This window comes from Cohnella rhizosphaerae (assembly GCF_029525575.1).
GTDB classification, from domain to species: domain Bacteria; phylum Bacillota; class Bacilli; order Paenibacillales; family Paenibacillaceae; genus Cohnella; species Cohnella rhizosphaerae.
Genome location: NZ_JAPDIA010000001.1, coordinates 183,810 through 197,980, shown reverse-complemented (window position 1 = coordinate 197,980; position 14,171 = coordinate 183,810). Strand labels below are relative to the sequence as shown.

General features: G+C 60.0%; 9 protein-coding genes and 1 pseudogene. All 10 read left to right on the top strand.

Features of this window, described 5'->3' with window-relative positions; translation table 11 throughout:
* Window positions 1-690: 690 nt before the first annotated feature.
* The 10 genes and pseudogenes from OMP40_RS00950 (at window position 691) to OMP40_RS00915 (ending at window position 14,056) form a co-directional block, all read left to right on the top strand.
* Window positions 691-2,568, top strand: a complete 1,878-nt coding sequence (locus OMP40_RS00950) for an ABC transporter permease subunit (protein ID WP_277528415.1) — start codon at window positions 691-693, stop codon at window positions 2,566-2,568.
* A gap of 46 nt (window positions 2,569-2,614) precedes the next feature.
* Entirely contained in the window at window positions 2,615-4,411 is a 1,797-nt protein-coding gene (locus tag OMP40_RS00945) for a type 2 periplasmic-binding domain-containing protein (RefSeq protein ID WP_277528413.1), read from the top strand.
* A 95-nt stretch (window positions 4,412-4,506) separates the two neighbouring features.
* Window positions 4,507-5,727, top strand: coding sequence for a carboxylesterase/lipase family protein (locus tag OMP40_RS00940; protein ID WP_338130987.1), 1,221 nt, complete (start codon window positions 4,507-4,509; stop codon window positions 5,725-5,727).
* Window positions 5,624-6,058 (top strand): carboxylesterase family protein, encoded by a 435-nt coding sequence (locus OMP40_RS39640; RefSeq protein WP_338131010.1) that lies wholly within the window; start codon window positions 5,624-5,626, stop codon window positions 6,056-6,058. Before OMP40_RS00940 ends, OMP40_RS39640 begins: the two co-directional genes overlap by 104 nt.
* A gap of 160 nt (window positions 6,059-6,218) precedes the next feature.
* Window positions 6,219-7,754, top strand: coding sequence for an extracellular solute-binding protein (locus OMP40_RS00935; protein ID WP_277528411.1), 1,536 nt, complete (start codon window positions 6,219-6,221; stop codon window positions 7,752-7,754).
* 260 nt (window positions 7,755-8,014) lie between these two features.
* A complete protein-coding gene (locus OMP40_RS00930; RefSeq protein WP_277528409.1) occupies window positions 8,015-9,784 on the top strand; it encodes a sensor histidine kinase in 1,770 nt (589 codons plus the stop codon).
* The gene (locus OMP40_RS00925) at window positions 9,759-11,378 is read left to right on the top strand and encodes a response regulator (protein WP_277528407.1); all 1,620 of its coding nucleotides are present in this window, start codon (window positions 9,759-9,761) and stop codon (window positions 11,376-11,378) included. The genes OMP40_RS00930 and OMP40_RS00925 overlap by 26 nt, the downstream gene beginning before the upstream one ends.
* 15 nt (window positions 11,379-11,393) lie before the next feature.
* Window positions 11,394-13,325, top strand: a pseudogene (locus OMP40_RS41020) (glycoside hydrolase family 95 protein); the annotation flags it as partial.
* Complete coding sequence (locus OMP40_RS39630; protein ID WP_420871882.1) at window positions 13,207-13,668, top strand: glycoside hydrolase family 95-like protein; 462 nt, start codon at window positions 13,207-13,209, stop codon at window positions 13,666-13,668. The pseudogene OMP40_RS41020 and the gene OMP40_RS39630, both read left to right, overlap by 119 nt.
* Window positions 13,669-13,684: 16 nt before the next feature.
* Complete coding sequence (locus tag OMP40_RS00915) at window positions 13,685-14,056, top strand: iron chaperone (protein ID WP_277528405.1); 372 nt, start codon at window positions 13,685-13,687, stop codon at window positions 14,054-14,056.
* Window positions 14,057-14,171 lie beyond the last annotated feature (115 nt).

The following is a 14,171-nucleotide window of genomic DNA, read 5'->3' as shown; positions in this document are numbered from 1 at the left end:
ATCGTGCCCTCGCCGTAACCTCGCCGTGCCTTCGCCGCGCACACGCCGCGCCCGCGACACCGGAACCGCACAAAAAATGTGCGGTTCTCGCACGTATCGCCCCCGGCCGCGGCCACTCGCGCCTCAATCGTGCCCTCGCCGCGCCCGCGTCACGCCCGCGACACCGGAACCGCACAAAAAAATGTGCGGTTCTCGCCCGAATAGCCCCCGGCCGCGACTACTCGCGCCTTCATCATGCCCACGCCGCGCCCGCGACACCGGAACCGCACAAAAAAATGTGCGGTTCTCGCACGTATCGCCCCCGGCCGCGACTACTCGCGCCTTCATCATGCCCACGCCTCGCCTGCGCCGTCGGAACCGCACAAAAAATGTGCGGTTCTCGCTCAAATCGCCCCCGGCCGCGGCTGCTCGCGCCTTCATCATGCCCTCGCCGTAACCTCGCCGCGCCCGCGCCGCGCCAGCGTCACCGGAACCGCACAAAAATGTGCGGTTCTTTCCACATGGAATATATAGCGCTTACAAACGAGTAAACGATCGTTAAGCAAGTAAAAAAGATGCACGTAGTTCGAGCCAGCGAGGGGTGCCTATAATGTAAACATGAAAGCGCAATCAAGGCCGTGCCGCACGAAGGAAGGAGATCGATATGAAAGCGAAAGCCCACACCCATCGAAGAGGAGAGGCGGCGTGCGCATGCTGACTTACAACAAGAGAAGCACATCGTTCAGGAAATTTCTCTACATCTCTCCTTTCATGATTCTGCTGTTCATCTTCGCCTACTACCCGCTGTACGGGTGGGTATATGCCTTCTTCGACTACACGCCGCCGATTCCGTTGTCCAAGTCGCCGTTCGTCGGACTGCAATGGTTCAGATCGCTGGTCGAAAACGAGGTGAAGGTCGATCAGCTGCTGCAGGTCATCAAGAACACGTTCGGCATGAGCGGCCTGACGCTGCTGTTCTCCTGGCTGCCGATGGTGTTCGCCATCTTCCTCACCGAGATCAAGGCCGTCCGCTTCCGGAAGTTCATCCAGACGGTCACGACGCTCCCGAACTTCATCAGCTGGGTGCTCGTGTACTCGCTCGCCTTCTCCATGTTTTCCAGCGAAGGGGTCATTAACGGCATGCTGCGGCAGCTCGGCCTGACCGATGCGCCGATCCTGTTCCTCCAGAGCTCCGAACACGTATGGATCACGATGTGGATGTGGACAACCTGGAAAGCGCTAGGTTGGTCCGCCATTCTGTACATCGCCGCGATCATGGGGATCGACGATTCCCTGTACGAGGCGGCCCATGTCGACGGCGCGACCCGCATGCAGGTGATCCGCCACGTCGTCCTGCCGAGCATGCTGCCGACGTACTTCGTGCTGCTGATGCTGCAGATCGCGAGCTTCCTGAACAACGGGCTGGAGCAGTACTTCGTCTTCCAGAACGCATTCAACAAAGACAGCATTCAGGTGCTCGACCTGTACGTCTACAACCTGGCCATGGGCGGGGGCAGCTACTCCGTGTCCGTCGCGATCAGCATGCTGAAGAGCCTGATCAGCGTCGTGCTGCTCTTCTCGGTGAACGGTCTGTCCAAAATGCTAAGAGGGGGAGAGCATCGTATGAGCGAGCATGCGGCAGAGCCGGCACTTGAGCCGGTCCGTCAAAGCCGGGTGGATCAGAAGACGCGCTACAAGCTCAGCGCGACGGACAAGTTCATCTCCGTCGTCATCTATACGCTGTTCTCCCTGTTCGCGCTGATCTGCGTCTATCCCTTTTACTCGATCATCATCAACACGATCAGCGCGAACGATATCAGCGCGAGAGGCGACGTCGTCTTTTTCCCGAAGCATATTCACTTCCAAAATTACATCGATGTGTTCAAGATACCGGGACTGGGCCATGCGGCGCTCGTCTCGCTGGGCAGAACGGTCATCGGCACGAGCTTGACGGTAGGCGCCTCCGCCTTCCTGGGCTTCATGTTCTCGCAGGAGGACATGTGGGCGCGGAAGTTTTGGTACCGCTTCACGGTGATCACGATGTTCTTCAGCGCCGGGATCATTCCCTGGTACTTGACGATGAGGTCGCTGCATCTGACCAACAACTTTTTGGCCTATATTTTGCCGACGGTCGTCGCTCCCTTTTTCATCATACTGGTCAAAACGTTCGTGGAGTCGACGCCCAAGGAACTGCAGCAGGCGGCGAGCATCGACGGCGCCGGGACGATGACCATCTTCTTCCGCATCATGCTGCCGATCTGCAAGCCCATTCTGGCGACGGTCGCCATCTTTGCGGCGGTGGATCAATGGAATTCCTTCCAGGATACGCTGCTCCTCGTGACCGACAGCAATCTCTACAGCCTGCAGTTCATTTTGTACAACTACATCAACCAGGCAAGCTCCTTGTCGACGATGGTCAACCTGCAAAACGCGGGCTCGACGGCGATGTCCAGTCTCTCGACGAAGCAGACGACGACGTCCATCCGGATGACGGTCACCATTATCGTCGTGGCGCCGATCCTGCTGATATACCCGATATTCCAAAGGTTTTTCGTAAAAGGGATTATGATCGGCGCGGTAAAGGGCTGACCTCGCTTGCGCCATTATAATAATTTGATCAAATGGGGGGTTTCAAATGAGCGACAGCAGAAAATGGGCCAAGAAATCGTTGGCCGTATCGTTGGCAGGGTTGTTCCTGGCGTCCGCGGCGCTGACCGCTTGCAGCGACGGCTCCAAAAATAACGCGGCGTCCGGCGAACCGTCCGGCTCCGGCGCAAGTGCGGGCGCATCCCAGTCCGCCGGGGCGATCGATCACAGCAAGCCGATCACCATCACCGTATTCGACAACGCGGCCAACTACCAGGGCGAACAGACCGGGTGGTACGGCAAGCTCGTCAAGGACAAATTCAACATTACGCTCAATATTCTTGCCCCGCAGGTTGCAGGCGACCAGCTGTACAAGACCCGCACGGCGGCGGGCGATCTCGGCGATCTGGTCATCGTCGACAACAGCCAGCTGGAAGAGCTGATCCCGGCCGGTCTCGTCATGGATATGACGGACAAGATCAAGAACACGAAGTACTTGTCCCAATACGTCGACAAGCATTTCAAACCGTTCAATGCGGGCTTCGACAAGGTCAATCCGGAAGGCAAGATCTACGGCCTGCCGACGTTCGAGGCGGACACGTCGCCGACGACGTTCTCCGAAGAGATTCCTTACTCCAGCCCGATCATGCCTTGGGATTACTACAAGGGCGTCGGCGCGCCGAAGCTGAACAACCTGGACGACCTGCTGAACGTGCTTAAGCAGATGCAGGAGAAGTATCCGAAGACGCCGGACGGCAAGCCGATCGTGCCGATCACCCTGTGGAAGGATTGGGACGGCGGCACCGGCGCTATGGAGAACGTGCGTTGGGTCAGCAACTGGTACGGCTACGAGAAGCCGGACAGCACAACGACGATCCAGTTGAACGCGAAGGGCGAGATCGTGCCGATCATCGACGACAACAGCATGTATAAGAAAATCCTCCAATTTTATTTTAAAGCCAATCAGATGGGGCTTGTCGATCCCGATTCGCCAACGCAAGATTGGAACAAGGTGGCCGAGAAGCTGACCAACAAGCAGGTGCTGCTTCTGTGGTACTCCTGGCAGCGCGGCTTCTACAATTCGATCGAGCGCGGCAAAAACGGGGACGGCAACGTAGCGGTTCCGATCGCCGACACCCATCTCATTCAAAACAGCGACGCCTACTACGGCAACGGAAGAGCGTTCGCGATCGGCGCGAAAACGAAATACGCGGACCGCATCATGGAATTCATGGATTGGCTCGTCTCTCCGGAAGGCCTGCGCTATTATGTGAACGGCTTCGAAGGCTTCAACTACGAAAAGACGGCCGACGGCAAGTTCCAGCTGACCGAAGTCGGCCAGACCGCCTTCCAGAAAAATACGCCGGTTCCGGACGAATATGGCGGCGGCGGATATCAGGACGGACAAAGCAAGCTCAATACGATGATCATGAGCGACTTCACGTACGATCCGGACACCAAGGAGTTCTATAACAGCAACTATTGGAGCGCGACGATCGATGCGAACAAGACCGTGCTGACGACGGACTGGCAAAAGACGTACAATGCCGAAAACGCGACGGACTACTATTTGAAAAACAAAATGATCGATATCGTGCCGAATATCAATACGAGTCTCGGAACCGATTCCTCGGACGTCAAAAACAAGCGCAGCCAGATCTCCGACTACGTGAAGAACACGTCCTGGAAGATGGTATTCGCGAAAAACCAGGCCGAGTTCGACCAGCTGTGGACGAAGATGCAGAAGGACGTCGAAGGCCTCGGCTGGAAGGACGTCTTGGCAGCGGATACGGTCAAGGCGCAGAAGATCGTCAAAATGCGCGCCGAAGCGACCGCCAGCAAGTAAAAATCGATTCGCAGCAAAATTCGGAGGGGGAAGGATATCGAAAGATATCCTCCTCCGTATTTTGTTGACTTCGGGAAACGGGAGGGAGCTCAGAGATGTTAAGAGTCGCGAAGGTGGAAAACGGGTCGCTGCGGGGACTGCCGGCAGCGGATCCGCGGATCACGAGCTTCAAGGGCATTCCGTTCGCCGCGCCGCCTGTCGGAGACAATCGCTGGCGCGCGCCGCAGCCGGCCCCGGATTGGGAAGGCGTGCGCGAGGCGTATGCGTTCGCGCCGGTCCCGATGCAGGTTCGGCAGGAGCTCGACGACAACAACATTTATACCCGGGAATGGGCGGTCGAGCCCGACATCGCGATGGACGAGGACTGCCTGTATCTGAACGTATGGACGCCTGCCAGACGAGCCGACGAGAAGCTCCCGGTATTCGTCTGGTACTTCGGCGGCGGCCTGCAGGTCGGCCATACGGCCGAGATGGAGTTCGACGGCGAGCGAATCGCGCGCAGAGGCATCGTGGTCGTCACGATCGCCTATCGGCTGAACGCGTTTGGCTTTCTGTGCCATCCCGAAATTACCGCCGAAGCGCCGGAAGCGTCGGCGAACTTCGGACATCTGGATCAGCAGGAGGCGACGCGATGGGTCAAACGCAATATCGCGGCGTTCGGCGGCGATCCGGACAACCTGACGATCGGCGGCCAGTCGGCGGGCGGCGGCAGCGTCATGAACCAGCTCGCGTCGCCGCAAAACGAGGGCTTGTTTCAGCGGGCGATCGTGCAGAGCGGGGTATTCACGACGCTTTATCCGGGCAGCGGCGCGCCCCGATTCCTTCGCGAATTCGCGGAGGCCGAGGCGGACGGCGTTCGCTTTTTCGAAGCGCTCGGCGTGTCCACGCTTGCCGAATCCCGCAAGCTCGATGCGGCGTTCGTGCGCGACAAATACGTGGCTTCGGGGCGCTTCTGGGGCACCGTGACCGACGGCAGGTTCAATGTCGGAGATGCGTTCGAAGCGTTCCTTCGTAACGAGCGCCGGCCGGTGCCGGTACTGTTCGGCCACACCTCCTCCGAATTTATAAGCGCGCCGGAGGCCGGTACGCTGGACGAAATCGAGCGCCTGGCAGAAGCGCTGTTCGGCGAAGATGCGCGGACGTACCTCTCGCTGTGCGATGCGCATTCGGGCAGCCTGGAGGAGGCCGTTAAAAAAAGCTTCGGCGAGCGGCATCGAATACGCGATCCGGATCGCCGGGCAGGCCAATGCCGATACGGGCGCGAACCTTCCGCTCTACTATTACAATTTCGACGCGGACATCCCGGGATGGGATAACCCCGGCACGTTTCACTCGGTCGATCTGTGGTTTTTTTTCGAGACGCTCGCCAAGTGCTGGCGTCCGTTCGTCGGCAAGCACTACGATCTGGCGCGGCAGATGTGCGATTACTGGGCGAACTTCATTCGCGGCGGCGATCCGAACGGGCTGGATTCGATCGGCGAGGAGCTGCCGAGGTGGGAGGCTTACACGCCTGAGGCGCCTTTCGGCATGCGCTTCGCGCATCGCGCCGAATTCGCCCGTGAAGCGCCAGGGGAGCTCATGGCCTTTCTCGTCAAGCAATATTACAAGAACAATCCGGTCGCTCTCAGGAAAAGCCAGATCGAATAGGCGCGTCAAAAGTTGACTACGGGGACAGGGGGCCCAAGTCCGGCGTCCTTTGCGCTCGCGTCGGACTGGTTCAAGATACACATTGTCCGGGTCATGCGTGCCCGCCTATAATGAGAGCATAAACATTGCGATCGCTATGCCGAAAAAGAGGAGGATGGCTGTGAACATAAGCAAAGCGCGCTACCCGTCGGCTTTGGGCTCGGTCATACTGCTTCTGACGGCGCTGGTAGCATGCGACGCAGGCGGCGGCAACGAAGGCGGCGGCAACGAAGGCGGCGGCGGCAGCGCAAGCGCGCCCGGCAGCCCCGCCGTCCATCGCCCGTCCGGCGGGACGCCGGCGGAACCGGCCGCCGGACCGCTCGGCGGCTACGATCCGCCGATCGAGATCACGACTGTACGCAATCTGAGCGATATCGTGGAGAACAACGTGCTCGGCGTGCTGAAGGACGAGAAATTCGAGGATAATCGCTGGAGCCGCCTTTACGCCGACCGGCTCGGCATCAGGATCAAGTACAACTGGGTGGTCAAAGGGAACGAAACGTCGGATCCTTATGTGCAAAAAATGAACGTCATGCTGGCTTCCGGCGACCTGCCCGACATTATTCCGGTCAACGCCACCCAACTGAAGCAGCTTGCGGACACGGACGAGATCGAGGACATGACCGACCTGTACGCGCGCTACGCTTCGCCCGAACTCAAGAAGATCTTGTCCGAGGAAGGCGACGGTCCGTTCGACGCGGCGACGTTCGGCGGCAGATTGATGGCCATTCCGCAGACGGGCTCGTCGATCGAACAGGCGCAGTTCGTCTGGATCCGGACGGACTGGTTAGACCGGTTGGGCCTGCTGCCGCCCAAAACGATGGACGACGTGCTGGCCATATCTAAAGCGTTTACAGAACGGGATCCGGACGGCAACGGTCAAAGAGATACTTACGGTCTCGCCGTCACCAAGGACCTGTGGGGCGGGTCGATGGGGCTGGAGGGCTTCGCGGCCGGCTATGGCGCGTATCCGAACATCTGGCAGGAGGACGCGACCGGCAAGCTGGTATACGGCAGCGTTCAGCCGGAGATGAAGCAGGCGCTGCTCGCCCTGCAGGGGATGTACAAAAACGGCGAGCTGGATGAAGAGTTCGGCGTGAAGGAAGGCACCAAGGTGTCTGAGGTCGTCGCAAACGGAAAAATCGGGATGGAGTACGGACAGCAGTGGAATTCGATCTGGCCGCTCCAATTGAATAAAAACGCCGATCCGAACGCGCAGTGGCGCGCGTTTCCGATCGTGTCGGCATCCGGCGATCCGGCGAGGGTGCCGCTCAAATTCAGCACGACGAAGTTTTTTGCCGTCCGCAAGGGCGCCGAGCATCCCGAGGCCGTCATCAAGCTGTTCAACATGCATATCGAGAAAAACTGGGGCAAAACCCAGGAGAACGACTACTATTATGCGCCGCCGGACGCGGAGAGCGTATGGCAGCTTTCCCTGGTCCAGCCGGCGCCGACGAAAAAAAACCTGGAGTTGTTCCGCACGCTGGACGAAGTACGCCGCACCGGGGACAAGCCGAAGCTGACGGGCGAAGCGCTCGCCGTTCAGCAGAAGCTGGACGCTTATGCGAGCGGCTCCAAGGCCGGCTTCGCGCTTTGGGGCTGGGAACGGATCTACGGCCCGGAAGGCGCGGAGGGGGGTCGTCGATCAATACGATAAAAACAAGCAATTTTTATTCGATAAATTCGAAGGCCCGCCGACCGCCACGATGGTGGAGCGGCAGACGACGCTGGACAAAATGCAAAACGAAGTGTTCGTCCGCATTATCCTCGGCGCGCCGATCGGGGGAGTTCGACAAGTTCGTACAGGATTGGAACAAGCTTGGCGGCGAGCAAATGACGAGCGAGGTCAATGCCTATTACGAGAGCGTAAAGGGAAAGGTTCGGAGCGATTCGACCGAGTAGGGGGTGAAGGCCGCCGTGTTCAAGACGCCGATGTTTTCGATTCGCAACACCTTGTTTCTTCGCTTGATCTTTACGTTTCTCCTTATTTTGACGCCCTTGCTCATTCTCGGCATCTATCTGTACCAATGGTCGATCCACACGGCGAGCGAGGATATCTCCAAGACGGCGGCCTCCCAGACCGCCTTTTATCTGACCGACCTCGAGAACGAGATCGAGCGGATCAAGCTGCTGCAGTTCGGCTTGCTGGAGGACGAGGATCTGAACAAGCTGACGCTGCTCTGGAACCGGATGGGCGTCATCGAGAAGACCGACAAGATCAATTCGCTGCGCAACCGGCTCTATCTGATCCAGAACAGCAGCAAATATATCAAAGAGGTCAGCGTATATATACAGCCGATCAAGCGGACCATCTCGTCCGTCGACGGCGTAAGCCCGCTGGACCAAACGCTTTACGATACCGTGCTCGCCGTTTACGGCAGCCGGAACACGCGAATCAACGAGTGGAAAAACGGGCTGTATCTCAGCGCGGCCAAGCCGAGCGCCAACCGGAAGGGACAGCCGCTGTTCGTCGTCGAGATCGAGCTGGACCAGCAGAAGCTGACAGAGGCGTTGGCCCAGTTCAATACGTATCCCGGCAGCGGCGCGCTGCTCGTAACGGCGAACGGCGGCATCCGGCTGGCGAGCGGTTCCGTCGCCTCGTTTCTGGACGAAGCGTCCGCATACGTTCGGCAGCGGAAGGGCGGAGACGAATACGGCGAAGCGCGGGCGTTCGGCGGACAATCGTATTACACGATTTACGCAGGCTCCGACAAGCTGGACACGGCCATCTACCGTTTCATCCCTTCACAGGTCATCCGCAAGCCGCTCGACAAGTTTTACAGATGGGCGTGGCTGTTCGCCGCGGCGGCGCTCGTGATCGTCGCCATCTATGCGATGTCGACCTACAAGTTCATCCACAAGCCGCTGCTGCGGCTGGTGAAGAGCTTCCGCCGCGTCGAGAACGGCGATCTTGAGCAGGTCATTTTGCATACGTCGAAGGACGAGTTCGGCTACCTGTACAACCGGTTCAATCAGATGGTCGCCAACCTCCGGTCCCTGATCGACCAGGCATACCGGCAGAAGCTGATGGCGCAGCGCTCGGAGCTGAAGCAGCTGCAGTCGCAGATCAATCCTCATTTTTTGTTCAACAGCCTGTTTATCCTGAGCACGATGGCCCGAACGGGAGACATGGAGCGGGTCGAGCAATTCACCATCCAGCTCGGCGAATACTTTCGCTTCGTGACGCGCAGCGCCTCCGACGAGATCTCGCTCGCGCAGGAGATCCACCACGCGCGCACTTATACGGATATCCAGCTCCTTCGCTTCTCCAGGCGAATCCGCGCGCGGTTCGAAGAGCTGCCGGAGGCGCTCGCGGAGACGAAGGTGCCGCGTCTGATCGTGCAGCCGATCATCGAGAACGCGTTCGAGCACAGTCTGGAGCGCAAGGAGGAGAACGGAAAAATCGTCGTTCGCTTCGAGAGCGGAGACGGCGAATGCCGGATCGTCGTCGAGGACAACGGCAGCGAGCTGTCCGAAGAGAAGCTGCTCGAGCTCGCGAGAACGCTGGCGAATCGGGACGATACGGCCGAGACGACGGGGATGGTCAATATTCATCGGCGCCTCGCGATCACGTTCGGCGAGCGAGGCGGCGTTCGGGTCGCGCGAAGCGGGCTGGGCGGATTGCAAGTGACGCTATACTTTCCGTGGGAGGGACAGGCGAATGTACCGGTTGCTGATTGTGGATGACGAAGAGATGATCACCGACGGCCTGTACGAGACGTTGTCCCGCTGCGGTCTCGATCTCGATCTGTGCAAGGCTTACTCCGGCAGGGAGGCGCTCGATTGGCTGCATCGGACGCGGGTGGACATCGTCTTGTCCGATATCCGGATGCCGGGCATCGACGGCATGCAGCTCATGTCCGCCATCAAGCGGCATTGGCCGCATTGCCGATTGATCTTCCTTACTGGCTATAGCGACTTCGATGCCGTATACCAGGCGATTCAGACGCCCGGCGTCCAATATTTGCTCAAGAGCGAAGGGTATCCCAAAGTCATTCATGCGGTCGGACAAGCCGTCGCGGAGCTGAACGACAGCCTGCGCGTGAACGACCTTATCCACCGGGCGCAGGAGAAGCTGAACACGCTCGAGGTGCTGGCGCGCGGCGAATACTTCAGGCATCTGCTGCACGGCGCGAATGAAGCGGCCAATCTGGCGGAGGACTTCGGCAAGCTGAACATACCGCTCGACGCGGACAGGCCGGTCTACGTGGCGCAGGGGGATCTCTCCGGCATCTCGGCAGCCTTGTCTTCTTATGCGAATCGGCATGAATCGGCCATGGCCGTCACGCTGCTGGCCGAGCGCTTGCTGGACGGCCATGTGCTGTGCCTTGGCATGATCGACCGCTTCGGAGACGTCGTCTGGCTGATTCAGACGTCCGCGGATCGGGCGGAAGCGGGCGAAGACGAGGCGGATGACGCATCCTTCCCGACCTATTTGGTCGGGCAGTTCGAGCTGATCCAGCAGGCATGTCTGAGCAGCCTGAACCTGTCCGTCGCCGTCACGCTGGCGGACCGCCCTTCCAATTGGCCGAAGCTGTCCGCGACCTACGACAAGTTGCGGCGGCAAAGGCAGACCCGGGCCGGAGACGGCGAGCAGATGGTGCGGACGCTCAGCCTCGAAGTTTCGTGCTGCGTCAAAGAGCGTTCGCCGCGGGACAAGTCGGATGCGCTATCCGCGCATCTGGAAGCGGGCAGACGAGACGAGTTCCTCCAGCTTTTCGACGAGCTGACCGATACTGAGCCGGACAACGGGTCTCCTTATTTGCTGGAGCTGTACTATACGATTTCTCTCATTCTATTGTCCTACATCAACAGATGGGAGCTGGAAAACCAGGTCGTGCGCTTTCCTGCGCTGATGCGCCGCGACGAATTCGCGTCCTGGAAGGACGCGTTCGCCTTTCTTCGGGCGACGGCCGGGTCGCTGTTCGAGCTAAGAAGCACCGGCGAGCGCAACCGGGCCGCCGAAGCGATCCTGAAGGTCCGCGCGTACATCGAGGAGCATCTCGACGAGGATCTGTCCCTCGTCCGGCTCGCCGGATATATCCACTTCAATCCGTCCTATCTGTCGCGGCTGTTCAAGCAGGCCTGCGGCGTCAATATGTCCGAGTATATCGAAGCCGCGCGCATCGAGCGGGCGAAGACGCTGCTGAAGGGCGACGACCTGAAGGTGTTGGAGATCGGGGTGCGGGTCGGCTACGAAGCCTCCCAGTCGTTCACCCGTTTCTTCAAGAAAGCGACCGGCGTCACGCCGCAGGAATTCCGGGACGCGGTTCGAACGTAACGAAGGGGGAATATCGTGACCGTGAACGCGACTAACGATAAGCTGTGGTACAGGCAGCCGGCCAAGGACTGGAACGAAGCGCTGCCGATCGGCAACGGGCGGCTCGGCGCCATGATCTTCGGCGGCACGAGCGGCGAGTTCTTGCAATTGAACGAAGACTCGCTGTGGTACGGCGGTCCGCGGGACCGCAACAATCCCGACGCGCTGGCCAATCTGCCGCGGATCCGCGAGCTGATCCTCGCCGGCAAGCTCCGGGAAGCCGAGGATTTAGCCTTGATGGCGCTGACGGGCGTCCCCGAGTCCCAGCGGCACTACTTGCCGCTGGGCGATCTGGAGCTTCAGAACGCGGCGGCCGACGGTCATTTCGAGCAATACGAACGGGAGCTGGATCTGGGCAGCGGTCTTGCCGGCATCTGCTACGCGCAGGCAGGCATTCGCTATTCCCGCGAAGCGTTCGCCAGTTGCCCGGATCAAGTCATCGCGCTTCGGCTTGCGGCCGACAAGCCCGCTTCCTTGAACTTTCGCGTCCGCTGGAATCGGCAGCAGCGACGGAATATGGACGGCATCCGTTCGTGGGGAACGGACGGACTGGTCCTGTCGGGGCAGGCGGGCGGCGAGGTCGGCGTGGACTTTCGCGCGGCGGTCAAGGCGGTCGTGAAAGGGGGCGGCTGCCGCACGATCGGCGAATATTTGGTGATCGAGCAGGCGGACGAAGCGATCTTGTACGTCGCGGCCGCCACGACGTTCCGCTCGCCGGACCCGGAGCGAGCCTGCAAGGCGTCGATCGGCGAGGCGTCGCGCCGTTCCTACGAGGAGCTGCGCGAACGCCATATTTCCGACTATCGCGCCCTGTACGACCGCGTGCAGCTGGACATCGCGGACGCGGGCGGCGAGAAAGCCGGCTTGCCGACGGACGAGAGACTGGCTCGGGCCAAGCAGGGCGAAGACGATCCGGGACTCGTGGCCTTGTATTTCCGCTACGGCCGATACCTCCTTATCGCCTCCAGCCGTCCCGGGTCGCTGCCGGCCAACTTGCAGGGCATCTGGAACCCCCACTTTCTGCCGCCCTGGGACAGCAAGTATACGATCAACATCAACGCCCAGATGAATTACTGGCCCGCGGAAAATTGCAATCTGTCCGAATGCCATCTCCCGCTTTTCGAGCTGATCGAGCGCATGCGGGAACCGGGGCGCCGGACGGCGGAGACCATGTACGGGTGCCGCGGGTTCGCCGCGCATCACAATACGGACATCTGGGCGGATACGGCGCCGCAGGACGGCTGGACGCCTTCGACCTTCTGGCCGCTCGGGGCCGCGTGGCTCTGCCTCCATCTGTGGGAGCATTACGCCTTCGGCAAAGACGAAGCGTTCCTGGCACAGGCGTACCCGACGATGAAGGAAGCCGCCCGCTTTTTGCTGGATTACCTGATCGAAGGGGATGACGGTCGGCTCATCACCTGTCCGTCCATTTCGCCGGAGAATACGTACGTGCTTCCCGGAGGCGAATCCGGCGTCTTGTGCGCCGGCGCCTCCATGGATTTTCAGATCATGCGCGCCTTGTTCGAAGCCTGTCTAGATAGCGCCGGCATTCTAGGCATCGACGAACCGTTCCGCGAGACGCTCGCGGATGCGCTGGACCGCATTCCCGGGACGAAAATCGGCAAGCACGGCCAGATTCAGGAGTGGATGGAGGACTACGAGGAAGCAGAGCCCGGTCACCGGCATATCTCGCATCTGTTCGGGCTGTATCCCGGGGAGCAGTTCAACGCCGAAGAAACGCCGGAGCTGGCAGCCGCCGCGCGGATCACGCTTGAGCGTCGCCTCGCCCATGGCTGCGGCCATACCGGCTGGAGCCGGGCATGGATCGTCAATTTTTGGGCGCGCCTGCGGGACGCGGACCAGGCTCGCGACAACGTACTGGCTTTGCTCGGCCACTCCACGCTGCCGAATTTGCTCGACAATCATCCGCCGTTTCAGATCGACGGCAACTTCGGGGGGAACGGCGGGCATCGCCGAGATGCTGCTGCAGAGCCACCGGGGCGTGCTGCAGCTGCTTCCGGCATGGCCGGCGGCTTGGAGCGACGGAACGGTAAAAGGTCTTCGGGGCAGAGGCGGCTACACGGTCGATATGGCATGGTCGCAAGGACGTCTCGACCGTGCCGTTATCCGCGCGGACCGGACCGGCGTCTGCCGGATTCGGGGCCTTGGGCCCGAGCTTGTGGAGCTGTCCGTCGAGGCGGGACAAAGCTACACGTTTGCGGCGCCATTCGACGATCGGTATAATGGGTAAAAATGGGGGGAGACCGATGGAAGTATTCGCGGAATTCTTGGGGCGCATCGACAACCTTGCTCACCGGGAGAAGCTCGAAGCGGTTTTCGATTGGATCAGGAGCAAGTTTCCGCAGCTGACGCCCAAGCTCGCGTGGAATCAGCCGATGTTCACCGACCACGGCACGTTTATTATCGGCTTCAGCGCCGCCAAGCGGCATATGGCCGTCGCGCTGGAGAAGGCGTGCATGCTGCGGTTTGCGAACGATATCGCGCAAGCGGGCTATGAGTCTACCAAAGAGCTCGTGCGCATCCGCTGGGACAGCCCGTTGGATTATGATTTGCTGGAGAAAATGATCGCGTTTAATGTGGCGGATAAAGCCGACTGCGACACCTTTTGGCGTAAATAGAGAAGCCCGGGCGTACGATGCGCCGCGGGCTTTTTCTCTTATCATACCATTCCCATCCGAATGTTGCAGGCTTGAAGAGACTTCCAGTTTTCGTATATGCTAATAGAGCAAGGCA